The 23,522-nt window shown below is 44.0% G+C and carries 29 protein-coding genes; 10 read left to right on the forward strand and 19 right to left on the reverse strand.

Going from position 1 to position 23,522, the window contains the following annotated elements:
• Positions 1–20: 20 nt before the first annotated feature.
• Positions 21–431, forward strand: coding sequence for a DUF2846 domain-containing protein (locus AC1DG9_RS03850; protein ID WP_172660879.1), 411 nt, complete (start codon positions 21–23; stop codon positions 429–431).
• Between the two features lie 70 nt (positions 432–501).
• On the opposite strand, the gene AC1DG9_RS03855 is transcribed toward AC1DG9_RS03850, so the two are convergent.
• Entirely contained in the window at positions 502–858 is a 357-nt protein-coding gene (locus AC1DG9_RS03855) for a winged helix-turn-helix transcriptional regulator (protein ID WP_172660878.1), read from the reverse strand.
• A gap of 111 nt (positions 859–969) precedes the next feature.
• Here AC1DG9_RS03855 and AC1DG9_RS03860 point away from each other — a divergent pair, with 111 nt between their 5' ends.
• Positions 970–1,572 carry an FMN-dependent NADH-azoreductase gene (locus AC1DG9_RS03860; RefSeq protein ID WP_172660877.1) on the forward strand — a complete coding sequence of 201 codons (603 nt, stop codon included), beginning with the start codon at positions 970–972 and terminating at the stop codon, positions 1,570–1,572.
• A gap of 48 nt (positions 1,573–1,620) precedes the next feature.
• Here AC1DG9_RS03860 and AC1DG9_RS03865 read toward each other — a convergent pair whose 3' ends face one another.
• On the reverse strand, positions 1,621–2,271 hold the full coding sequence (locus AC1DG9_RS03865) for an HD domain-containing protein (RefSeq protein WP_477634321.1): 651 nt from the start codon (positions 2,269–2,271) through the stop codon (positions 1,621–1,623).
• A gap of 103 nt (positions 2,272–2,374) precedes the next feature.
• The gene (locus AC1DG9_RS03870) at positions 2,375–3,289 is read right to left on the reverse strand and encodes an AraC family transcriptional regulator (protein WP_337715789.1); all 915 of its coding nucleotides are present in this window, start codon (positions 3,287–3,289) and stop codon (positions 2,375–2,377) included.
• Between the two features lie 73 nt (positions 3,290–3,362).
• Here AC1DG9_RS03870 and AC1DG9_RS03875 point away from each other — a divergent pair, with 73 nt between their 5' ends.
• From AC1DG9_RS03875 to AC1DG9_RS03900, 6 genes are all read left to right on the forward strand, one after another.
• A complete protein-coding gene (locus AC1DG9_RS03875; protein ID WP_337715787.1) occupies positions 3,363–3,836 on the forward strand; it encodes a DoxX family protein in 474 nt (157 codons plus the stop codon).
• Positions 3,837–3,893: 57 nt separating this feature from the next.
• Entirely contained in the window at positions 3,894–4,475 is a 582-nt protein-coding gene (locus tag AC1DG9_RS03880) for a TetR/AcrR family transcriptional regulator (RefSeq protein ID WP_172660873.1), read from the forward strand.
• A 70-nt stretch (positions 4,476–4,545) separates the two neighbouring features.
• Positions 4,546–5,370: an SDR family NAD(P)-dependent oxidoreductase gene (locus AC1DG9_RS03885; RefSeq protein ID WP_337715785.1), complete on the forward strand. Its 825-nt coding sequence runs from the start codon at positions 4,546–4,548 to the stop codon at positions 5,368–5,370.
• Between the two features lie 12 nt (positions 5,371–5,382).
• A complete protein-coding gene (locus AC1DG9_RS03890) occupies positions 5,383–6,603 on the forward strand; it encodes an MFS transporter (RefSeq protein WP_337715784.1) in 1,221 nt (406 codons plus the stop codon).
• A 188-nt stretch (positions 6,604–6,791) separates the two neighbouring features.
• The gene (locus AC1DG9_RS03895) at positions 6,792–7,640 is read left to right on the forward strand and encodes an SDR family oxidoreductase (RefSeq protein WP_337715782.1); all 849 of its coding nucleotides are present in this window, start codon (positions 6,792–6,794) and stop codon (positions 7,638–7,640) included.
• Positions 7,641–7,701: 61 nt separating this feature from the next.
• Positions 7,702–8,607, forward strand: coding sequence for a helix-turn-helix domain-containing protein (locus AC1DG9_RS03900; protein WP_172660869.1), 906 nt, complete (start codon positions 7,702–7,704; stop codon positions 8,605–8,607).
• Between the two features lie 5 nt (positions 8,608–8,612).
• On the opposite strand, the gene AC1DG9_RS03905 is transcribed toward AC1DG9_RS03900, so the two are convergent.
• The gene (locus tag AC1DG9_RS03905) at positions 8,613–9,794 is read right to left on the reverse strand and encodes a multidrug effflux MFS transporter (RefSeq protein ID WP_172660868.1); all 1,182 of its coding nucleotides are present in this window, start codon (positions 9,792–9,794) and stop codon (positions 8,613–8,615) included.
• A gap of 225 nt (positions 9,795–10,019) precedes the next feature.
• Here AC1DG9_RS03905 and AC1DG9_RS03910 point away from each other — a divergent pair, with 225 nt between their 5' ends.
• The gene (locus AC1DG9_RS03910; RefSeq protein ID WP_172660867.1) at positions 10,020–11,174 is read left to right on the forward strand and encodes a pyridoxal phosphate-dependent aminotransferase; all 1,155 of its coding nucleotides are present in this window, start codon (positions 10,020–10,022) and stop codon (positions 11,172–11,174) included.
• A gap of 35 nt (positions 11,175–11,209) precedes the next feature.
• A complete protein-coding gene (locus tag AC1DG9_RS03915) occupies positions 11,210–12,058 on the forward strand; it encodes a prephenate dehydrogenase (protein ID WP_172660866.1) in 849 nt (282 codons plus the stop codon).
• A gap of 128 nt (positions 12,059–12,186) precedes the next feature.
• Here AC1DG9_RS03915 and AC1DG9_RS03920 read toward each other — a convergent pair whose 3' ends face one another.
• The 15 genes from AC1DG9_RS03920 to AC1DG9_RS03990 all read right to left on the reverse strand — a co-directional run bounded on the left by AC1DG9_RS03920 (position 12,187) and on the right by AC1DG9_RS03990 (position 23,407).
• Positions 12,187–12,486: a hypothetical protein gene (locus tag AC1DG9_RS03920; RefSeq protein ID WP_172660865.1), complete on the reverse strand. Its 300-nt coding sequence runs from the start codon at positions 12,484–12,486 to the stop codon at positions 12,187–12,189.
• 65 nt (positions 12,487–12,551) lie between these two features.
• Entirely contained in the window at positions 12,552–13,340 is a 789-nt protein-coding gene (locus tag AC1DG9_RS03925; protein ID WP_477634322.1) for a hypothetical protein, read from the reverse strand.
• A gap of 19 nt (positions 13,341–13,359) precedes the next feature.
• Positions 13,360–14,463 carry a conjugative transposon protein TraM gene (gene traM, locus AC1DG9_RS03930; protein WP_477634323.1) on the reverse strand — a complete coding sequence of 368 codons (1,104 nt, stop codon included), beginning with the start codon at positions 14,461–14,463 and terminating at the stop codon, positions 13,360–13,362.
• Entirely contained in the window at positions 14,460–14,795 is a 336-nt protein-coding gene (locus AC1DG9_RS03935) for a hypothetical protein (protein ID WP_477634324.1), read from the reverse strand. Before AC1DG9_RS03935 ends, traM begins: the two co-directional genes overlap by 4 nt.
• 2 nt (positions 14,796–14,797) lie before the next feature.
• A complete protein-coding gene (gene traK, locus AC1DG9_RS03940; protein WP_477611790.1) occupies positions 14,798–15,415 on the reverse strand; it encodes a conjugative transposon protein TraK in 618 nt (205 codons plus the stop codon).
• 14 nt (positions 15,416–15,429) lie between these two features.
• Positions 15,430–16,632, reverse strand: a complete 1,203-nt coding sequence (gene traJ / locus AC1DG9_RS03945) for a conjugative transposon protein TraJ (protein ID WP_477611789.1) — start codon at positions 16,630–16,632, stop codon at positions 15,430–15,432.
• A 10-nt stretch (positions 16,633–16,642) separates the two neighbouring features.
• Positions 16,643–17,269 carry a TerB family tellurite resistance protein gene (locus AC1DG9_RS03950; RefSeq protein WP_448633408.1) on the reverse strand — a complete coding sequence of 209 codons (627 nt, stop codon included), beginning with the start codon at positions 17,267–17,269 and terminating at the stop codon, positions 16,643–16,645.
• Complete coding sequence (locus tag AC1DG9_RS03955; RefSeq protein WP_477611788.1) at positions 17,266–17,919, reverse strand: hypothetical protein; 654 nt, start codon at positions 17,917–17,919, stop codon at positions 17,266–17,268. The genes AC1DG9_RS03950 and AC1DG9_RS03955 overlap by 4 nt, the downstream gene beginning before the upstream one ends.
• 4 nt (positions 17,920–17,923) lie before the next feature.
• Positions 17,924–18,367: a hypothetical protein gene (locus AC1DG9_RS03960; RefSeq protein WP_477611787.1), complete on the reverse strand. Its 444-nt coding sequence runs from the start codon at positions 18,365–18,367 to the stop codon at positions 17,924–17,926.
• Positions 18,364–19,035 (reverse strand): conjugal transfer protein TraI, encoded by a 672-nt coding sequence (locus AC1DG9_RS03965; RefSeq protein WP_477634325.1) that lies wholly within the window; start codon positions 19,033–19,035, stop codon positions 18,364–18,366. The genes AC1DG9_RS03960 and AC1DG9_RS03965 overlap by 4 nt, the downstream gene beginning before the upstream one ends.
• Positions 19,036–19,039: 4 nt before the next feature.
• Positions 19,040–21,487 (reverse strand): TraG family conjugative transposon ATPase, encoded by a 2,448-nt coding sequence (locus tag AC1DG9_RS03970; protein ID WP_477611785.1) that lies wholly within the window; start codon positions 21,485–21,487, stop codon positions 19,040–19,042.
• Positions 21,484–22,293, reverse strand: a complete 810-nt coding sequence (locus AC1DG9_RS03975) for a hypothetical protein (RefSeq protein ID WP_448633415.1) — start codon at positions 22,291–22,293, stop codon at positions 21,484–21,486. Before AC1DG9_RS03975 ends, AC1DG9_RS03970 begins: the two co-directional genes overlap by 4 nt.
• Complete coding sequence (locus tag AC1DG9_RS03980; RefSeq protein WP_448633416.1) at positions 22,290–22,619, reverse strand: DUF4133 domain-containing protein; 330 nt, start codon at positions 22,617–22,619, stop codon at positions 22,290–22,292. Before AC1DG9_RS03980 ends, AC1DG9_RS03975 begins: the two co-directional genes overlap by 4 nt.
• 10 nt (positions 22,620–22,629) lie before the next feature.
• Complete coding sequence (locus AC1DG9_RS03985; protein WP_477611784.1) at positions 22,630–23,067, reverse strand: hypothetical protein; 438 nt, start codon at positions 23,065–23,067, stop codon at positions 22,630–22,632.
• 10 nt (positions 23,068–23,077) lie between these two features.
• Complete coding sequence (locus tag AC1DG9_RS03990) at positions 23,078–23,407, reverse strand: DUF4134 domain-containing protein (RefSeq protein WP_477611783.1); 330 nt, start codon at positions 23,405–23,407, stop codon at positions 23,078–23,080.
• Positions 23,408–23,522: the final 115 nt, after the last annotated feature.

A 23,522-nucleotide genomic window follows, 5' to 3' on the forward strand; every position in this document is an offset into this window, starting at 1 on the left:
TAACATCTTAATGCTGCGTTATGAAAACAATTAAAGTATTAATCTATCTGATTTTCTTTTTTTCAATCTCTCAAAAAGCCATGGCTCAGGAAAAAATGGGACAGGTCTATATTATAAGATCTACGGGATATGAGGGTTCCTTAATCAACTATAGGGTATATATTGATGATAAACTGGTTTGTAAAATAAAGAACAAACAGTTTTCTATTCACGATATTGCTGTTGGTGATCATACGGTCTCTGTAGCCAGTGGTGGAATCTCCACTGGAAAGAAATCTCAACCGTTGAAATTTACTGTAGAGGAGGGAAAAATAAACTATATTCAATTTAATAGGGCAGGAAAATTGACCTGTCAGGAAATTATGAAGAGCTCGGCAGAAGAGATTTATAAAAAAGCGACCCGAATCGATAACTGTCTTCCAAAAGAATAGCATCAAAATATAATATCTGACAGACAACTTAAGGAGTACGAAAAGGGAGAATTTTTCAGTTCTTCCTTTTCTAGCGTTCGCTTCTCAATTTATTTCGGTGCATTGCCCCCCAATCGGACAGGGTTTCCAATACACCGCTTAAAGTATCAGCATATGGTGTCAACTGATATTCAACCACCACTGGAGTTTGCGGATGAACCACTCTTTTTACAAAACCATTTATTTCCAGTTCTTTAAGTTCAGCTGATAACACCCGTGCAGATATCCCCTCAACACTTCGCTGGATCTCGTTAAACCGCTTATTGTTCTCACGAAGTGAGACTATAACCCTAAGCTTCCACTTCCCTCCAATCACATAAAGTGCGTCAGAGATAGAAGCCAGTCTGCTTGTGCATTCATTTGAAGTTGGCTGCAGTGTTTCGTGCATAATTAATTGATTTACAGTTTACTAAACAAAATATTAGTGCTAACCTTTTGTATACTACTAATCTTTTGTAAGCAAATGTATATAGATTTGACAACAATAAATCATAAATTCATGAAAAAGATATTGCATGTTATATCAAGTCCAAGAGGCGATGCCTCTTTTAGCATTAAATTAGGAAACGCCATTGTTGAAAAGATTAAGGCAGCTTACCCAGACAGTACCGTTCAGGAAAGCAATCTCCTTGAAAAACACTTTCCACACCTGGAAGAATCGCATTTAGCTTCCTTTTTTACGCCGGCTGAAAATAGAACACCAGAGCTCTTAGCAGCCGTTAAACATTCAGATGAAGCAATTAAAGAAATCATGGAAGCGGATGTGATTGTGATCGGTGCTCCGATTTACAATTACAGTATTCACTCTTCTTTAAAAGCATGGATAGATCATATTGCCAGATCCGGCCTCACTTTCAAATACGATGAAAATGGCCCTGAGGGATTGGTCAAGAACAAAAAAGTTTATATAGCCCTGTCCTCAGGAGCGATTTACTCAGAAGGGCCACTAAAATCAATCGACTATGTTGAACCTTACATGAGAACTATTCTGGGCTTTTTGGGGATGACAGATATCACCGTAATTCGTGCAGAAGGAACCTCATTGCCAGGCATACAGGATCATGCATTGGAAAAAGGAATAGCTAGCGTGCATATCAACTAGTTATATTATTGCTTTCACAATTGTGAAAGCAATAATTATTGACCCTTATTAATCATTCCATGGCGAATGTAAAATGCAATCGCAGAAATTTTTACGATGGAAATTTGGGGTCATATACGCACAAACATCAGCTTTGATATTACCAAAAGTGGTCTCTGTTTTATGTTCAAACCCACTAAAAAAAGTTGGGATGAWGTTTTTCTTGAAATCATTACGTGGAAAGGCACTTATGATCTCAATTCTGTTCTCTTCGCTGAGGTGCTCATATCCTTCTCCCATTACATCTAAGCCGACGCCTGAATACATCAGCGCTACTTCGGGTTCCTTGTGTTCTGCAATACCTATCGTAGTATGTAAAGCAATAGTATCCCAAACCAACTGCAAAGATTCTTTCGGTAGGCCATGACTTTTAAGAAAATCGCGCGCGGCGTTAGCTCCGTCTACTTCGAAACGCAGATCAGGGCTGCTGTAGTGTTGTGTTAAACCTAAATCGTGGAATACCGAGCTCACATATAACAACTCCTGATCATATTTTAGCTGGTTTCTTTTTCCATTTAAAGAAGAAAAAAGAAATACCCTTAAAGAGTGATTGTAGATGAATTCTGTTCCATGTTCTAATAAAAGTTCTGTTGCCTGATTGGCAATGCTGCTATCGGGAATGCTTATACCTGCAACCGTTTTTAATTTATTAACTGACATCGTCTTTTTGTTTTCCCAAAGTTACCGCCGTCTTATGGCATAGGGAATGTTAAAATCCGTTAATCACATGTTAAAAGCTGCAAATGTGTAATTGGTTAGATGATCACCTACCAAGGTTTGTAAAAAGCATCCGGTAATCTTTGGGCGATACCTGTACGTTCTTCTTAAAAAAATGACTGAACTGGTCCGGCGTTGCAAAGTTCAATTGAAGTGCAATTTCTTTAATTGGCATAGAGGAGAACTGTAAAGACCTTTTTGCTTCTGCAATAAGCTGTCCATTTATGAGTTCCTTGGCTCCTCTACCACTGCAACGTTTTGATAGATCGGCCAGTTTTCGGGCAGAAATACCTAAAAGTTTCGAGTATTCTGCTACCTCATGTGAGCTTTGATAATGTGCACTTATCAATTCAATAAACTGTCTGTAGAGCTGATTCTCATAATTGTCGATTCCACTTGCAAGGGATGCGTTTACGTTAGCTATTTTTATCATGATAATTTTTAGATAGGCAGCCATTGCATCCAACTTATTGATATATTCTTCTCTTGCGAATTCATTCCATAAAGATTTGAACAGCGAACTAAGTTCTTCATGGTCTTCTTTTATGAGTGGGAGCATTTGGTTTGCAGAGGCATTGTTGAACAGTACAGCCTTACAATTATTGGCGCTTGAAGGAGCTTTTTCCCAAAAGCAATCACCAAAACTGAGCTCGTAACCAGTAAATTTGCTGCCTTTTTTAAAATTTACGACCTGCCCTTTTGAAATTAGAAAAAGTTCGGACGATGAAATTTTAAACGTATGGTCATCTATTTTTAGCGTGCCAAGCCCGGTACTGACAAGAATTATCCGGTTATAAGCAAGCCGAGATGCCGATGGGTGTTCATATTGTCTATCTGCAAAAAAATGGATAGAGAAGGAATCCTTAATCTCTTTTTCTATAAGCGTACTCGACAACATAATTTCTGGAAGGGGTAGTTTTAACAATCTTACACTAAAGGTAGCAAGAATAGTCAAGATCATAATTCATTTGGAAATGATCTTGAGAAACGAATGAAAATTAATTAATATGCTAACTTTAGCTTATTCTCTCCTTATGATAGACAGCATCTTTTATACCGGCAATGATTATGTTCCCCTCATCCTTAGGGTGGTGGCCGGCGTAATCATTTTGCCTTATGGCATGCAAAAGCTCTTTGGATGGTTTCCGCCATTGGGAGGAGGAATAGGCATTAAAGGAACGCTAGCAGATTTTAAAGCTAAGAAGGTTCCTGTATTAATAGCCTGTCTGGTCATTGTTGCCCAGACATTGGGGAGTATAGGACTGATTATTGGATGCCTTGGCAGGGTAGCCGCGCTAGGTAATTTTATCATCTTTGCTGCGGCCATTGTGGTGCACGCCCCTGATGGCTGGGCGATGAACTGGACTGGCAGGAAAAAGGGGGAAGGCATTGAATATTTTATATTGCTCTTATCAATCCTGCTTATCATTATCATTAAGGGGAGTGGCGCATGGTCCGTAGACTACTGGATTACCCATTTTATGAGCAATTTTACAATAGAAAGATGAAAACATTTGTTAAAATAGACCGAATGGTTTATTTTTGCTTCCTCTAATATTTAAGTAATGAATAAGGCAGAGCGGACAAGGAAATTTATTATCGAGAAATCGGCTTCCATTATCAACAGAAAAGGAATGGCCGGTACTTCGCTTAGTGACATCATGGAGGCAACAAAACTGGCCAAAGGTGGTATTTATGGAAACTTCGAAAGTAAGGATGAAATATGTGTAGCGTCCTTTTTATACCTGACAGAGAAGCTTGCCGATCAATTGAATAGAGCTGTGTTGCGTGGAGGAACCGCGAAAGAAAAATTTTTAAATTTATTGGATGCCTATACAGAGATTCAAAACACCGAGGGAGGTTGCCCTATTCTGAACTTTGGCGTTGAGTCTGATGATACCCATCCTAATATGAAAGAATATGTAAAGAAAGCAATCCGGTCCTCGCAAAAAAGATTTTTTGATATCATATCTGATGGTATTGCCCATCATGAAATATCAGCCACGGTGAATCCGAAGAACTTTAGCATAAAAGTTTTTGCCATGATTGAAGGTGCTATTTTGTTCAGAAGGGTATTAGAAAGTGATGAGCAAATGCGAATTATCCACGAGGCCATCAAACTTGAATTTGAGTCGTATTTAATATAATTTTTTTGTCAAATTAAAGACCGATTGGTCTATTTTGTGTGCTGAGTTTTAACAATTAATATAAGAAACAATGTCAAAAGTAATTTTAATCACAGGAGCCTCCAGGGGATTTGGAAAAATCTGGGCAGAGGCATTTCTAAAACGTGGTGATCGGGTAGTAGCTACAGGAAGGAACATCGAAGCGCTTCAGGGCCTGAGCGATCAATTTGGGGATCAGGTATTGCCTGTTCAATTGGATGTTAACGATCGCCAGGCCTGCGTTGAAGCCGTAAATAGGGCGAAGGAACATTTTGGAAGAATTGATGTACTGATCAATAATGCTGGGTATGGACTGTTTGGAGCCGTTGAGGAAACTTCTGAACAAGAAGCAAGGAGCCAAATGGAAACAAATTTCTTTGGCGTGCTTTGGGTAACACAAGCGGTGTTACCGATTATGCGCGCGCAGAAGGCCGGACACATTATTCAGGTATCAAGTTATTTAGGTTTAATAGCAGCTCCGGTATTGGGGATTTACAATGCTTCCAAATTTGCTGTAGAAGGTTTAACTGAAACACTTGCTTTGGAAGTGAAAGCCTTTGGCATTAACGTTTCTTTGGTAGAGCCTAATGGCTATGCAACAGACTGGTCCGGCGAGTCGGCTTTTCAGGCAAAACCAATGGAGATATATGGTCCGGTAAAAGATGCATTTCAGAAAGCGGTGTCCGTTCCTGGTTTTTTTGGACAACCAGCAGCCACTGCAGAAGCCATAATTAAATTAGTAGATGCACCTCATCCACCACTGAGGTTATTGTTAGGGTCATTTGCATATCCTTCGGTAAGAAAAGTTTATGAGGAACGCCTGGCCAGCTTTGAAGAGTGGAAAGCTGTTTCTGAAGCCGCACACGGAAGCAATTGATAGCAGAAAACAATGAAAACTTTAAAAGAAAATCACCAGGGATTTAGTACTGTGCTAGCCCTGTCGTTGATTCCATTGTCGGGATTTGCTACAGATATTTATTTGCCTTCACTTCCGGCGATGGCAAAAGACTTGCATGTTTCAGCATCCGCTATTCAGCTTTCGTTGGTACTATTTATGTTTAGTATAGGCGTAAGCCAGATTTTTATTGGAAGCATATTGGATAGCTTCGGACGTTTTAGGATCGGTATTGTATCACTCGCACTGTTTTCGCTGACCAGTTTTGTTATTGCCATTGTACCCAATATTTATGTTATTTATGCAATGCGTATTATTCAGGGTATCACCATTGCCTTTATTGTAGTAGGAAAGCGTGCCTATTTTGTTGATATCTATTCGGGAGATAAATTAAAGCATTACATCAGCTTGTTTGCCATTATCTGGGCATGTGCTCCCATTATGGCGCCATTTTTAGGGGGATACTTGCAAAGTGTCTTTGGCTGGCAATCTAACTTCTATTTCCTTGGTGTGTTGTCGCTTCTATTTTTAATTTTGGAACTCATCTACAGCGGCGAATCTTTAAAACATTTTTATCCGTTTAAGATCAGGTCAATTGCACAGACTTATAGTGGCATGCTAAAAACACCCGATTTTATCCTTGGTTTGGCGATTATTGGCATTTGCTTTGGCATGGTGGTTATTTACAGTTTGTCGAGCCCCTTTATTATAGAAAGTGTATTTGGTTATTCTGCTGTTACTACGGGCTATAGTTCATTGTTATCTGGTTTTTCTATCATGACTGGTGGGATCATTGCCAAATCGCTTATTAAACAGCCCCTGGCTAAAAAGGTTGTTACCGCTCTTATCGTACAGGTGAGTTTAGTGTTCCTTATGATATTGACAGTTCCTTTTGGTAGTAATATTTATACATTGATAGGCTTCACGATCTGTATACATATGTGCGGTGGTTTTATTTTCAACATCATTTATGGTTATTGCCTTAGCCGCTTTTCAAAAAATGCAGGTGTTGCAAGCGGACTTACCGGTGGTGCCATGTATATGGTTAGCTCGGTATTTAGCTATGGGTTTGCAAATTTATATGCTGTTAAAAGCCAGACTTTACTGGGGATAGCAAACATTTCTTTGATTCTGGTTATGGGCATACTGTTTATTGCTTTTAACCGATACAGAAAGGTACGGGTGAGTAATGAGCTGAAGACTGCTTTTGCCTAACTAAATCCGAAAATGAGGTAATCCAATAAACATTATTGGATTACCTTTTTAAGTATTCCGAGTGCTTCCACCATCTCATTTTGTAACAGGACGATTGTTTGAATTTTGCAAGTATTCATTTGTTCTCTGCAATCATTGCGTTTCCATGAGGGCTTACCTTTGTTTACATAAATTAAAAAGCAATAATCATGGATAAAACAATTCAAAAAGTATGGTTCATTACAGGAGCTTCGAAGGGGTTAGGATTAGCACTTGCAATACAGTTATTGGAACAAGGACAAAAAGTAGCTGCAACTTCAAGAAGCATTGAGGATTTAAAAAATGCGATAGGTGAGGAAAATGACAATTTTCTTCCCTTATCGGTTGATATCAGGAATGAAGAAAATGTTTCATCTGCAATCGAACAGGTGGTTGCGCGCTTCGGGACGGTGGATGTTATTGTTAACAATGCAGGCTATGGCTTAGCGGGCGCACTTGAGGAATTGACAGATGCGGAAAGCAGGCAAAACTTTGATGTTAACGTTTTTGGTTCTTTAAATGTGATTAGAAAAGCAATGCCATATCTGCGTAAACAAGGTTCCGGGCACATATTTAACATCGCATCTATTGGGGGTTTTACAGGGGCTTTCCCAGGCTTTGGAATTTACTGTGCTACAAAATTTGCAGTTCACGGTTTCTCAGAATCATTGAGAGAAGAAGTGAAAAATTTTGGTGTAAAAGTAACGGTAGTATCACCAGGATATTTCAGGACCAATTTTCTAAGTGATTCCTCGCTAAATGTACCATCAAATCAAATGCAGGAGTATGCTGAGGTACGAGCGGTTCAGGCTGCCCACGAACAGGATATTAACGGGAATCAACCTGGTGATCCGAAAAAAGCTGCTGCAGCCTTTATCAGCGTAGCAGACATGGAAAACCCTCCGGTTCATTTGTTTCTTGGTGAGGATGCCTACGAATTTGCCAACGCTAAGATAGCATTTGTACAAAAAGAAATGGAACAGCTGGCATATATTGGTAAGGCCACCGGCTTTGAATAGCAGGTTGACAACAGGTTATTAATTGCAGGAATATCTTTATTTTTGATCAGGTAAAAAACATATGGCTGAAATAGAAACTTTAGAAGATTTTTACAGGCACAAATTCGCAGGCGTTGCCAGCGATGCACAAAAAGCAATTGGCGATTTTAATGCCTTTGTATTGGAAGACATCAGTACTCCGGAAGGAAATTCAACTGTTGAATATGCACGTAGGGATTTTTTCAAGATCAGCCTGGTTACCGGATCCAACCTTTATCATTATGCCGACAAAACGATAAAGATCGATGGTACTGCACTCATCTTTTTCAACCCGCAGGTACCCTATAAAATGGAATGTGCATCGAAGGAAAATAGAGGCTTCTTTTGTATTTTCAAAGAAGCCTTTTATAGTGAAAAATTGAGAGGTAGCTTAAATGACCTCCCCATGTTTACCATTGGTGGAAAACCATGCTATATTCTTGATGAGCAGCAAAAAGAGGAAGTTTCAGTGATCTTTAAAAAGATCATCAAGGAAATGGAATCTGATTATAAATACAAACGGGACCTGTTGTTGAATTATGTAACCGAAATGATCCATTATGCGCTAAAGTTGGAGCCTACCGAAAACCTGTATCATACCAATGATGCCAATGCCAGAATTACTGCTGTATTTTCGGAGCTTCTGGAACGTCAGTTTCCGATTGTATCGGCTGAACAACGATTTAATATGCGTTCGGCCAAAGACTTTGCTGAAAGGCTGTTCGTTCACGTTAACCACCTTAACAGGGCCATAAAAGAGACGACCGGGAAGACGACCAGCTACTATATTGCAAACAGGATTGCAAGCGAAGCTAAAGCGTTGTTGAAACATACAGACTGGAACATTTCTGAAATCAGCTATTGTCTGGGTTTTGAAGAACCCTCGCATTTCAATAATTTTTTCCGGAAACATACCGAGTTGTCACCATCGAAATATAGAACTGCCTAAGGTCACTACCTTTCCAGATGCTTATGCTGCAAACATAAATAAGCCACAACGGCACAACAATACATCATTAAGATCATGGGGTAGGCTGTACCATTGTAAAGTATACTTAGTATTGATGTGATCAAAAAAGCAGATAGGTAACTTACGGCTCCTACCAGTGCAGAAGCTGATCCGCTGAATGATGGAATGGCTCCGATATATAAAGAAGTAGTGTTGGGTAGAATCAAGCCAAGCATAGCTAAAAATATAAAGATCAATGCCAATAAAACAGCGAAAGGCCCATTAAAATATAATACGATTATCATTATTAAACCTGTAACCAATTGGCACATCATTGCAAGTTTTGTGATTTTTTGAACCTCAAAATGTTTCAGCAGTCTGGTGTTGAGTATTCCGGTAGCAATTATTCCTATCGCAAAACCGGAAAACACAAAGCCGAACTGCTTTTTGCTTAACCCATAAATCTGTGTAAATATAAATGGCGAAGCCGTAATAAAGGAGAATGCTGCGCTATTGCTAATGGCTCTTACTATTGCATAATTAATAAATGCGGGATGTTTTATGCAATAGATATAGTTTTTGAATATGACAGGAAGGTAGAATTTTTTATCAGCAGCCGGAGGTTTTCCTGCGGGTAAAATAGTTAAACATCCTATTAGTCCTGCTCCCGAAACAACTGCCATAATTAGAAATAGGTATTTCCAGGTGGATGCTTCGGCTAACATCCCGCCGGCTATTGGCGACAATATTGGCGAAACCCCCATTATGATCTGTAAAACAGTGAATACATGGGCTGCATTTTTGTCCTTATAAATATCACCTACCAATGCCCTGCAGATGACCTGACAAGCGCTTCCTGCAAGCCCCTGGATAAACCTTAGTGTCAGAAATACAGGGAAAGAACTGGTAATTACGCAGCAAATGCTGCAAAGGACATACGCTGCTAACCCCACTCTTAAAGGGGTTTTTCTGCCCCACACATCAGACATGGGACCAATAAACAATTGGCCAAAGGACATGCCGAACAGAAACAATGTTACGGTACCTTCAATACGAACAATTGGTACTTTAAAGTAATTGGCCATTACACCAAATGCCGGTAAATAGATGTCAATGGAGATCGAGCCTATTGCAGTTAAAATACCTAAAGTTAACGTGATCAATAAGGGCTTCGCATTGATTTTCATCGAAATATTGGGTAGCTGAATTTTATGATAAAGCTATACAACTAAATTTACTCATATGAAATTTCTTATGTAAAAATTATGACTTAATTTTCTCGATTAAAAACCTATTTTTATGGCTTGAAAGAAAACAGTTTTTTACAGATCAACATCAAAACGAATCTATAGATATTTACTGTCTGAATTAATTCGGTTATCACTGTTTCGGGGTAAAAGTAATTTTTAATCATGATTGCAAAAAGAATGGAGGGGGTTAGTGAATACTACTTCTCCCAAAAACTTAGGGAGATAGAATCCCTGAATAAAGAAGGCAAAAACATCATTAACTTAGGCATCGGGAGTCCCGATCTCCCACCACATCCGGATGTGATCAGGACATTGCAGGAAGAGGCTGCAAAGCCAGGTGTACATGGTTATCAGGGATACAAAGGCATACCTGCATTGCGACAGGCCTTTGCAGATTGGTATCAAAAGTGGTATCGGGTAACGCTTGATCCTGACACCGAAGTATTGCCCCTGATTGGCTCTAAAGAAGGGATCATGCACATCTGTATGACTTATTTGAATGAGGGTGAGGAAGCATTGATCCCGGATCCCGGTTACCCTACTTATGCCAGTGCAGTTAAACTGGCAGGAGGCAAAGCTGTAACTTATCTCTTACAGGAGGAGCGAAACTGGTATCCCGATCTCCAGGCACTGGCCGCTACGGATTTGAGCAAGGTGAAGCTAATGTTCGTGAATTATCCGCACATGCCTACCGGGCAGCAGGTAAATGCCGGGATGTTTGAAAACCTGATACGCTTTGCAAAAGAAAATCAAATCCTGCTGATACATGATAATCCATACAGCTTCATTCTAAATGATCATCCTGTAAGCCTTTTGGAGGTGCCTGGTGCTAAAGAAGTGGTACTGGAACTGAACTCCTTGAGTAAATCTCATAATATGGCGGGTTGGCGCATCGGTATGCTTTGCGGATCAAAAGAACGGGTTGAAGAGGTGTTGAGGTTTAAAAGTAATATGGATAGCGGAATGTTCCAGCCGCTGCAAATGGCGGCAGCAAAGGCTTTAAGTCTTGGGACTGACTGGTACAATTCTATCAACAGCATCTATTCGCAAAGGAGAGATAAGGTATATCGTATACTTGATATTCTGGGCTGCAGCTATGAGCTTAAACAGGTTGGTTTATTTGTTTGGGCAAAAATACCTGATCATTACCCGGATGCTTATGCCCTTAGCGATGAAATCCTTTACGGAGCAAATGTTTTTCTGACCCCGGGAGGCATATTTGGCAGTCAGGGAAATCGGTACATCCGGATCAGTCTTTGTGGCGATCTTTCCAGGTTTGAGCAGGCGATAGGCCGGATCAGTAACTCGTATAAATAACGCATATACTCACAATAAAAAAAATACCTAAACAGATGAAAATAGCAGTTGTAGGTCTTGGACTTATCGGCGGTTCCATGGCCATGGTGTTAAAGCATAGGGGCTTCGCTTCAAAAGTGATAGGAGTGGATAATCAGCAGACACATACGCAGAAGGCACTGGAACTTGGGATTGTCGATGAAGTGGCTGATCTGGACAGCGCAATAGCAAGCAGCGACCTGGTTATACTTAGTGCTCCGGTAAGCGTATGTGAGAAATTACTACCTCATATCTTAGATCTTGTAACACACCAGGTTGTACTGGATACCGGTTCCACTAAAACCTCTCTTCTGGAGGCCGTAAAGGGGCATGCGAATAGGGGAAGGTATATCGCCACGCACCCCATGTGGGGAACAGAATTCAGTGGCCCGGAAGCGGCAACATTGGATGCGTTCGACGGTCGGGCCAACGTCATTTGTGATGCAGGGGAAAGCGATAAGGATGCTCTTGAAACAGTAGAACGGTTGTATAAATTACTTGGCATGTACAATGTATACATGGGCGGAAAGGATCATGATGTACATGTGGCCTATGTCAGTCATATTTCCCATATTACTTCCTTTGCCCTGGCCAATACGGTGCTGGAAAAAGAGAAAGAAGAAAATGCCATATTTGAACTGGCCAGTGCGGGTTTCGAAAGTACAGTAAGGCTGGCCAAAAGTAGTCCTGCCATGTGGATGCCCATATTTAAACAAAATAAGGAAAACGTACTTGATGTGTTAAATGAACACATTACTCAGCTCAGGAAATTCAAATCCTGCATTGAGAAGGAGAATTGGGCATACCTTACCGAGCTGATGGAACATGCGAATAAAATCAAAGATGTCCTGGACCGGAAACAATAAAAAGTGTGCGCTGACGGAATAAACCATTTTGATATCTTTTTTAAGAGGACATAGCCCGGCTCCAGAGGCCGTCACAGCAGCTTGGCTCGTTTACAGTCTGAGGACAATTGCGCTAAATGTATCTCAAACTAGGGTGCGGTGGAGAAATCCAGCATCATTACTTTGCTGCAACTCATTCTATTGAAGTTGGGCTGGTAGAGTATATACCCATATTCATCCAGAGCCCTGATGGCGCTATGCCAGGTTGCACTGCTGGATACTTTTGCCTGCGGCATGAGCTGCTTGCTTTTTACCCGGATGAAAGCGGGGTGATCGCTTTGAATCCAGTGCCGATAAAGCGCCATGTAAACGGCAATGTGTGTGGTCCTGATTCGTGGGTCGTGTTCGATTTTTTCCAGAAATTGCTTTAAAATAACTGTTGCTTCCATTCTTTCTTGGATATTGTGATTTGCTGACGCCAGTGTTGGCGTGAGCGGTTTGGAATTCTTGTTTGCTAAGACATGGTGGGACCGGACTTTTTTACCCTGGGTCTGGGTGTCTTGTTTTCCAGGGATGTTGCCTGGGAATTTATTTGTTCTTTCCCCTGTTGCTGGTTGAGGTACAATTTATTCAGGTTCATATCGTATACGTCAACACTTTTAAATCGGGGATTGGCGGCCAGGAAATGCTGCTGCAATTGACCATCTTCAACGAAGTTTACCGATTGCAGGTTACCTTTTTGGAGCGATTGCAGCAGTCTTGCAGCTGTTGTTTCGTCCCCAAGTTCTGCAATGGGCAATTTTTCCAATGCTTGCTGCAGATCAAAGCCATAATTGTCCCCAAAAGTCTGGAATTTGTAGTTTCCGTATTTATCGGTTTCCTTAAAGTTCAGCTGTGTCCAGGCATTGTATTTCTCACCTGTAGTGACGTATTTGTCCTGGATCAGGTCTTTCTCMATTTTGCTGTACTCCTTGAAAACGGATCTCCCGCTTAGCAGGTTATAGGCCTCTTTCTGGGTGATGTTGTTCTCCTTGCCGATTTGAAAGGTTTGGCTCATCAGCTCTTGGGAGTGCGGAGGTCTGAATGTGAGTTCATAACGGTTAAAAAAGTACAGGTCGCTTGACTCTGAACGACTGAAATCCAACCTGGAGACCACCACATCATTGCCGAATTCTGTGCGGTTTAAGAGTTGAAATTCTTTGAGTTCTTTGCCGATCTTCTCATTCAGCTGGCTTTCATAGCCTTCACCAAATCCAGTGTATTTGATCTGGTCTTTCAGGAATTCTACATTTTTCTTGTTCATGATTTTTGGATTTAATTAATTAATGTGATTGATTGTCTTTTAACAGTACCTGGTAGCCGGCTTTGAGCCTTGCTTTGATGCGCTTTATTTTTTTTCCGAACAATCCCTTGGCAGTAGTGATGCCTGCCCCGGCAATCTGTGTACTTAGATTCTGCTCCATCCCCATGAGCTGCAGGCCCTGGATGGCATTATCGGAACCCTCTTTGAGCGCATCCGTAATTACGGCTTCGGGTGCATTGATGCCWTCCATACTGTCTTGCAGGTCATATACCACCAGGTCAACAGGGATGATGGCATAGCCAAGCCCGATGCTTTTAATGTGCAGGCTGATTCGCTGGTTGCTGATTTCGCAGCTGCCATAAACCTGATGTCCTTTAGGGATGTGTTGTCCATTCAATACTGCTGAATCCAATAGCCTTAAGGCCACCACGGTACCTTGTTTGACCTTCTGGTCTTTCGCAATGATGGCAGGAATGGCGGTGTAGGTCATTTTAGTGCCTTCGGGCAGAATTGGGTGGGTTTTCTCCTTCAGCAATTCCGGATGCTGAATCTCCTGGATCTTTTCCAGTAGTTGCTGGAGTTGACTGAGCTCGGGATCCTCTTGTTTTTCTTCTTCCACAGCGTCCATCATCGCGCTCAGTTGCTGGAGCTGATGAGTGTTTTCAGCTACGGGAACCGGATTGCTTTTTAAGGTAGTATCCGAAAATTTTTTCTCTGGCTGATTCAGTACCTTGTTAAGCTGTTCCAGCTTTTGATAGACTTGTAGCTCGCCAGGCTCAGGACGATGCCCATTCAGCAGCAAAGGGTCCTGGTCAAATGTCTGCGGGGCGGCTGAACCATTTGACGAATAATAAGGATCTGTTTTAGACTGCTGGGCGAGTCGATTGGAATCGGCGGTTGCCTTTTCATAAAAGCTCATCTTATTGAGCGGCTTTATCGTGTCGTTTTTGGCGTCGGGCAGTTCGGTATTGATGCCAGTAGTGGAAATTCCATGATTTGTAATGCCTTTTCCGCCACCTAGCAGTACGAAAAGGAGTGTGGCAAATGGCACGATGATAACAGGCAGGAAAGTAAAGAACCTGCGTTTGTTGAGAAATTCCGGGGATTTGAGTAGTTGATTCATTTCTGTGGTTTTTTACGTGATTCATAAATTTTTTCCATCAGTAACAGACTGTCCGAAGGCTGGGTCTGGGTGATGGGGGCACTTTTTGTTTGAACAGGAGGAATGGGCTGAGCCTTTAGCCCAGTGTTACCAAGCAGTGTAATGTTCCATGCGGTGAGGAGAATGGCCGCAAGCAGCAACGTGACGATTTTTATTTTCCTCGGCAGGCAATTGAACAAGCGGTTCATTCCATTGGCCCAATGCGTTTGCAGCTTCAGAATTACCGTGCTGATGTTTCTGGCGATAACCTCTTGCAGCATTGCTTTGCGCTGTCCTTCGTTGTTGTTTTYCATGATTAGGGTTGTGTGGTTTTCAGGTCTTTGTTTTCCAGGGTGTTCCAGCGTTCGATTAGAAAGCCATGGGGATTGTTGTCACTACGAATCACCTCCCGGAGATAGCCCGAAGTAATGAGTGTTCTGCGGAGCTGACCGGTCTGGCGGATAATCTGTTGGGTAGCATAGCAGCGAAAGGGGTAAGGGTAGCTCCTGGTATCAATTTTAACGCTATCCACCTGGAGTGATTGGCTGATATTGCCAGCTATCAAACCTGCATAGTAGCCCTTCTCCTCGAGATTGTCGTAGGCATGTTTGGCACTTTGATCAGCCAGATACAGGGACTTGGTGATGTGCTCCTTGATGACTTTATCGTCAGGGCTGAGGCTGAAAAAAAGCTGGTGAAAGGTGGCGACATGATCCCTGGCTTCTACCTCCAAGTTGTCTTTTCTGTTGGAACTCATGGCGCTGACCACCTTGCCGTTGAGCAAAATCAGTACACGATCCTCCGCCCGGGCGACCCGCTGGTCTGAGTGGTAAGTATAGAAACAAGTGAAAGCCAGGTTTGCCAAGACAACCACCAGGCTGAAGGTCCGGATTTGTCTGAAGGCGGTATCAATATTTTTTATTTGCTGAAACATATCGCTGGGATTAATTAAGAGCCAAGTATTTTATCTTGCATGTAACTGCCGGTGTTTCTGGATGATCCGCCAGTGCCCCGATCGGTACCTGAGCCGCCGGCGCTGAGACCGAGTGCTGTACCCATCAGGTGCTGCGCCCCGCTGGCTGCTTTAACGGCGCCCGCGGAGGCAACAGCGGTAGTACCTGCCGCTGCCCCTGAGACCATGCTGGTAATTTGCTGGGTCATGGCGCCAGCCCCGCCGGCATTGACAATGTAACCAGCAACACTGGGAACGGTAAAGTAACCGACAATACCAATCAGCAGGAAGATCAGGTAAGCGGTGTCCGTAGCGCTAAACAGCGTATCTCCATTTTGCTGAATCTCACTGATATCCAGAATGAGCATTTTCTCCTGTACTTTTGCGATGATGCTGCCGAAGATATTGGCCACAGGCAACCACAGAAAGATATTCAGGTAGCGTGCCAGCCAGGAACTCAGTGTACTTTGAAACCCGTCAAATACCGCGATGCCGAATACCAGCGGTCCTAGAATAGCCATGACCACCAGGTTGAAAGTCCGAAGGGTGTTGATGCACAGCGCAGCTGCTTCATACACGACCCGCAGGATTTCACTCATCCATTCTTTCACTGAATTCCTGAAATTGTAGGAGGCCTTTGACATGGCAAAGCGGACTTCATTGCCCAGGCCCTCCAGAATTCCTTCTTCTGCGGGATCCTGGTTGTCATAAGTGTATTTATACCATTTGTCCCGGTCACCCTCACCGGTCGATCCGATGTACATTTTCCAGGCATCGCTTGCCTTGACCTGCTTTTCCTTGGCTTTAAGGAGCCTGGCAATCGCCTGATTGGAGCCGCTCATCATTTCAGCAGTAGCGGTTACCGTAGGTTTCATTACCCCATTGATCATGCTCAGTACCGAAGGGTAGATCATAATGGCAAAGCCCAGCACAAAAGGGCGAAACAGGGGATAGAAGTTGATGGGTTCTGCGTTGGCAATGTGTTTCCATACCCTGGAGCCGATGTACCAAAGGGCTGCGAAACCGGCAATGCCCTGGGCAACGCCGATGAGTTTACTGCATAAGGGCATCATTTCCAGATACAGCTGGTCGAGGACACCATGCAGGCTGTTCATCTCCTGGGCAAGCCCCTGTGCCTGGCAAAATGCCGGCAGTAGTAAAAAAAATAATGGGGCTATTCGTTTTGTCGTTTTTTTCATGTGGATAAGTCTAGGGCCGGATGCCATAAAGCTCACGGCTGGATTGAATGTCTTGATTCGATGCGCTGCGCTGCAGGGAAAGAAGACTGGTCGAAGTATTGAATTTGTTCAAAAAAACTAGCTTTTGCTGCAGCTCCAGATAGATCTGGTCAATGGCAGCGAGCCGCTCCTGGTCTGACATTCGTAGCCGTCCGGCAGTGACGACCGCCAGCAGGTCATTAAGGTTGTCCACACTTTGCTTTAGGAGGCGGTCATAGATTCTGGCGATATACTGCAGCTCATCCGGACTGAAACTGCCACTATGGAGGAAACGCCGGTAAGCGGTTTTGTACTGGCCAACCAGGATCATCTGACCGGAAACAATATCGGCCACCTTTTTATACTTTCTGACCGCCGGGCTAACCTGCATCAGCCCGTCTAAAAAGATCCGATGCAGGTTGAAGTTCCCCTGGGAAAGGTTCCGGACGGTATTGTAGCCGTTGCTGATGAGGGTATAACCTTTTTTCATGTCTTTAAGTATTTTTTTAAACTGGTCAAGTTTTTCAACATTCAGCAGCAATTGCTGCACTTCCTGACTTTGCCCTTTTCCATAATAACAGGTCAGCTGAAGCAGGAATATGAGTAGCAGGATTTTCATAACACCGTATTGAGGTTGCTTAACCTTAGTTCCAAATTGATATTCCTTAATTCGGATGTCCTTTGTTGGTCCAGGGACATACCTTGTTGCACAAAGCTTTCGCAGAAATTTAGATGCGACAACAGCTGGTGATGCAGCTCCCTGAGCCGGTTGATCCGCTGGGCATCGCTGAGTTCCAGTTGATGGTCTTCGGTCAGCTGGTAAGATTCTTCCATTGCCTGCGCACAGGAGCTACGGAGTTTTTGAAAGACCCTTTGCTGATAGGACAGCTCATCGGGAGAAAAACTTTCTTTCTGTACCGCTTCTTTCAGGTAGCTGGCGCTGAGGCGGAATATATGATCCTGGAGCTGGACCATGTCAGCGAGCAGGCTTAGGCTTTTTATGTTGGTACGTGGATTTTTTAACCCCGAAAAATATAGGCTGTGAAGGTTAAAGTCTCCTTTTTTTAATGCACTGATGGTGTTGGTCCCAACTTTAATGATGTTATAGCCCTGCCTGGCAAAACTGAGGTAAACTTGCAGGCCTGCGACCTGTTGCGCCAGGTATCGCCGCTGGGTTTTTTTCTGTTTAAAGAACTCTGCCCAGGTCTGGGCTTTGCCGGCCGATCCAATCAGCAGCAAGAGGGAAAAGGTGAAAAATATGGATTTCATATGTTTAACGGGTTAGGTTTTTTTTGTGTTTTTGCTTTGTTTTTAAACCAGCTGGGGCCACCCAGGCCGCGGCCCAGCTGCATTGCGGTAACTCCGAATGGCTGTTGATCTGCTGATAGTCGTAGTCCCGTGTCAGGCCATTTTGATTCAGGCAGATGATGTCCATGCTTTTGATCAGGAATCCCCTTTGCCGGGTATAATCCAGGCTGAAAATACAGCTGACGCGGTATCCTGCTTTCAGTCTGATGTCCTGGCTGACTAAGGAAAGCTCAGATGGTTTTTTGCCGAGCACTTCATGGGTCAGCATCAGGTATTTCAGACTGTCTGAAAACGTTTTGCCGTCTTGTTGAAAGGTTGCCAGGAACGGTCCGGGGTAGCCTTTCTGAGCAAGCAGATTTTCCAGGTCTGCGACATGCCTTTTGATCCGTTGATGGGCTTCGATGATCATTGCAGTCCGTATAAGCGCTGTATCTGGCGCAGGTCATTCTGGTCCGCTGCCCGGCTAAGGGAGAGGCTGATGTTTTGCTGGTTGAAGTGCAGCAGGTCGAAATAGGCCTGATCTGCCTGGTCTGAGGCCTGCCTGATGAGTTCCAGCCTGGCCGCGTCACTCATCTGGGTTTKAAAGGAATCTACCACCAATAGGAGCTGATCCATTTGCCGGACGCTTTGCTGCAGAATTCCTGCATATACTTTTGCCATATATTCCAGCTCGCCGGGAGAAAAATGTGGATCCTTTTTCAACAGTTGCCAGGCTTTGCGATAAGCCTGCACCAAACGAATCTGGCCAGCGCCAATCGCTTTGACCTGGTGGTAAGCGCTGATGATCTGTTTCACTTTACTCAGCTCTGCAAAGTAGTCCTGGTAAAGGTCCCGCTGCCTCTGGGTCCAGTCGGAAATCTCTCCCAGCTTGACTTTACTCATCGCATTTTCCAATGTCTTCTGCGCATTTTGTAACCAGATGGTTTGATTTTGCATACGCTGGACTTTCAGGTCAATGGCTCTGATGACTTTTTTAACGCCGGTTTTGATGACTTCGGCAATGACCAGCTGAGCCTGGACAGGTTTTGGTTGCAGCAAGCCTGCCAGCAAAACAATGGTGATCAGTAATGTTTTCATAAGTTTAATTGTTGTTTTTGTCTTTCAGCAGCGCTGTTATTCCCGCTTCCATACTACCGTGTTTTTCTGCGGAAGTGCTGACCAGAACCCTTTCCCTTCCTTCGGTGGTGTAGGCATAATATTCTTCGGGACAGAGCTCATTTTTGTAGACCTTAGCCCTTTGTCCGCCAATCTCAATGAAAATCTCCCTGTTGTCCTTATTCACCGAGAGCAGGATCGTTTTGGCCTTATCGGATAGTCCCAGGGCATTTTGGAGTTGGTCAAACTTGTGGAGGAACTTGCGCATGTCCATCAGGATTTTGATGTCAGCATTGTTAATGATGGCATCTTTGATGACCGGTGAACTGATCAAATCATCCAGTTCCTGGGTAATGACAATGGGTACCCCGTTGAATTTGCGGATGGTCTTAAAGGCATACTTCAGGAATTCGGCCATCCCGGACTTGGCGATGGCTTTCCATGCCTCGTCTATGGTGAGTACTTTGCGGACACCCGGTAGCTTGCGCATCTTTGAGATGAACAGCTCCATGACAATCAGGGTGACTACGGGGAACAGGATGGGATGATCCTTGATGTTGTCCAGTTCAATGACAATGAAAGGCTGTTGCAACAGGTCCAGGTTTTCCCAGGCATTGAGCAAATAATCAAATTCACCGCCCTGATAGTAGGGACGCAAGACATACAGGAAATTGTCCAGGTCAAAATCCTTATCTTTTACCTTGTGTTGCCTGAGTAAAACGCCATATTGGTTTTGCAGGAAATCATAAAAGGTGTTGAAGCATGGGAATATTTTCTGGTCTTTTTTCAATTCGTCATAATATCCCTGCAGGGCATTAGATAAGGCCACATATTCACTGCGGTTGAAAGGATCGTGTTCCTGTTTCCATAAGGAGATGAGCAGCGCCTTTAAACTTTCTTTTTTTTCGGTATCCAGTACGTTTCCTTCCGCCAGGAAAAAGGGATTGAACCGGATGGGGTTATCCTCGGTGTAAGTGAAATAATAACCTCCGACCAATTCACATAACCCTTTATAACTGCCACCGATGTCCACCGTCACGCAATGTGCTCCCTGCTGGTACAAGGTGCTGAGGATATGGTTGATGGTCATGCTTTTGCCGCCCCCTGAGCTTCCACAGACTAGCATGCCCATATTGGAGGCGATACCCGATGTCCTTGGCTCATCAAACAGGTCTACATAGACGGGTTTGCCGTTTAACCGGTCACTGAAACGGATGCCCTGACCGGGGCTTACACTTCGGTAATTGCTTTCCAGATTTAAAAAGCAGCATGCCTGCTCGGCAAAGGTGTCAAAGGTATCATTCATCGGAAAATCTGCCGCATTTCCAGGAATACCAGCCCACCAGATCTGTCCGGCACCAACCAGCTCAGGTTTGGCTGCCGCATCCATCTGATTGAGCGCAGAGCAGACCTTATTTTTCAGCTCAGGGAGTTCTGCTTTGTTGCCGGTCCAGAGCAGTACATTGAAATGTGCTTTTACTGGCAGGCGCTGCTGAGCGATGGCCTCATTTAAGAATTCATTACTGGCATCCCTGGCAATGGTGTTTTCCCGGGAGTAAGCCGACAGGGATTGCAGGCGCAGTCGTTTATTTTCAATTTTTTTTAAGCTTGCCTGGGGATCATCAACAAACAGGTACTGATTATAAATGTGGTTGCAGGGCAACAGCATCCCCAGCGATCCGGCGAAACCGATAGGAAATTTGGTTTTGTCAGTCGAGAATTTATCATAAGTGATTCTTGGTCCGCACAGATGAGGCAGGTCGGCTGCATCACCCAAAGTATATAGCTGTGCAAACTGGTCGCCAATTTGTATGCCGTCCTCAAAAGAGATGTCTTTATAGAGAAAGTCCCGGGGACGTTCACACAGGCTGCAGTACCTTTCAATTAAGCCTGATTTGCGCCGGTAACTTTCCAGCTCCGGGGCTTTGAGCCTTTTGAGTTTAATGAGGCCACAGTCCTCCATGATGCGCTTGAACTGACTGACCTGGTCCAGAAAGGTGTCAAATGCTGCCGGTTTCAAAAACTCGCCGGGCACAATGGTTTTTTTAAGCAGGTTGCAGAACAGCGAGCTGCTGGTTTTCCTGCCTGCGGGTTTTTTGCAGAGCATGAGGTAGCATTCATGCTGCAGGAATGGCCTGCCCTGGAAATGTCTGGCACTGCTTTCAGCTAAAAATCCTGGAAGATGCTCCTGCACCTGATGGGCACTTTGCAGGAACCAGTCTTGCTTGTGCATCAGGCTGTGTTTGGGCAATACTTTAATGGCTTTGACCCAGCTCTGGTGGAAAGCCTCATATTCTGCATCTGAAAGACTGAAGATCTCCGGAAGCTCCGCCTGGAAGACCAGGGTGAGGTCTCCCTGGCTGGAGAGAATACAGTCATTTTCTATACCCATAATGGGCAGCATGTCGAAAAGGTTTGGTGTCTTGGTGTTCATATGCTTTTTCCTTTCCTACGGGGTTGGATGTAGGATTTTAATTTGGGTGCCTGAGGGGCTAGGTTTTTCTTTTTTTGCAGGTCGACCATTTCCTGATGTGCAAGTTTGGTCAGGGGAGTGGCCATGGCCTGGTGACTCATTTTCATGGGAAAGCGTGATAACAACTCGGTGTCTTCCAGCTTGTAAAGCCTTGCTGCGCCCACGGGATCCAGCAGGATCTCATTAGGCATTTCCAGTAGGACGATTCCTTCCCGAAAGGGCGTTAAAACCGATTCTTTGCTGATCTGTTGTCCCTGTTTGGTATCAAAGAATAAGCGCAGTTTCTCCCCGTCGGCGCTCAGCTCCAGTTCCTTGATCCCGATGCGCGCTGCAGGTTGGGCTACCGGACGCAGTTCCCGCATGCGGACATCAATGATGTAAGGTTTTCCCATCAATGTGATTGTGGGCAATTCACCTTTAAGCCTCCGGTCGATCGCCTCATCAATCATCAGGATGCCCCAGTTGTGGCGGTAACTGGTTTGATTGAAAAGTGCCGGCAGGCTGCTGTCTTTGCCGAATTCTTTTTGCAATACCTCTTTGGGAATGATGATGCGCCGGAGCTGGGGGCTGAGTTCCCGCATGAGCTGCAAATGGGATTTGGCTACTTTTTCAACGATCGCATAGATCATCGAATAAAATCCCCCTTCTTCTTTGAGCTGGGAAAAGGGAATCTTGTTTTCTGGGTAGGCTGCCTGCACAAATTGCTGTTTTTCACTGTCGACATGGAACAGTGAGCCGTCCAGGATAATGCTGATATTGGCTTTCATGAGCGGGTAGGATTTAAGTGTTGAAAGGTAATCCGACTATGATTTTTGATCAGTTTGGGCATTTTTCGTCTGGCGATGGCCTTCATCATGCCATGCTCGCCATAGGTATTGCTCCATTGGTAAACTTTGATCATCAGGATGGCCCCGGTTACCAGAATAAAGGCCATACAGAAATAGGTATTGAGCCCGATCAGGTACAGCAGGACAAGAAGGATTAGCAGCATCAGCATGCCACCGGCAAAATATCCGATGTATTGCGCCTTGAGCCCTTTAAACTCAATGCTTTTATTGATGCCCTTGTTGATGGAATAAACGCTGTTGTTCATGACTTTGATGTTAAGATTTGGTCGTATTCAGGTATTTGTTGATCTGCCGGCAAACCACATAGCGAATCAGTGTGTCGTTAAGTTTTGCCTCACTGAAATGCATGGAATTGAAAATGGGTGTGCATACTGCGATCAGGTGGACAATTTCCTGGGTTAGGGTGCCGTTCTCCCGAAGCTGCAGGTAATCTCCTGTAAATTCTTCTTTCAAAAGATTGCGCAGGTACTGGTATTTAGAAGGCCTTAAGTCGGCAGTAAGCACTTTCATCAAGACCCGGGCAACCAACTCAGGCTCCTCTTCGGTGATGGTAAGGGAGTTGAATGAGGGGAGATGCTTCGCTAGCCTTTCTTCGAGGTATTGATCCAGGGCCCTATGTTGCAGACTGATGATCAGCTCAGGATTGTGCTGTACCAGATAGTTCTCGAGTTGCTTTTTTAACTGCTCTTTCATGGGAATGGAATTAAACGCCGAAGAAAGATTTGATGATGGTCGCTACAACGACCAGGAAGATGCAGCTGCCAAACCAGGCGGCTGCAATTTTGGAGGTGTCCTGGTCACCGTTGCTCCATTTCTGATAGACTTTAACTGCACCGATGAGCCCGAGCAGGGCTCCTACAGCGTACATCAGCTGGACCCCGGATTGGAAATAACTTCTGACTTCGGCGTTTGCCTTTTGAATGCCGGCATTGCCATCCTGGGCACTACTGTACAGGTGGATTAAACAGAGTAGGAGTATTGCCCCGTATTTCTTTAAGTTCAGGGCTTTATGTGGTTTGGGTATTGCTTTCATATCATTTTTTCTTGTTCATGGAATGGAATTTCTGTCGCCCGGTACTTCACCGTACCGGGTGCAGAAATGGCGGCCGTCACGCTGCCCTGTTTTCCTGTTTTTTTGCTAATGCGCT

The sequence above is a fragment of the Pedobacter sp. 05L430 genome, from assembly GCF_056397585.1.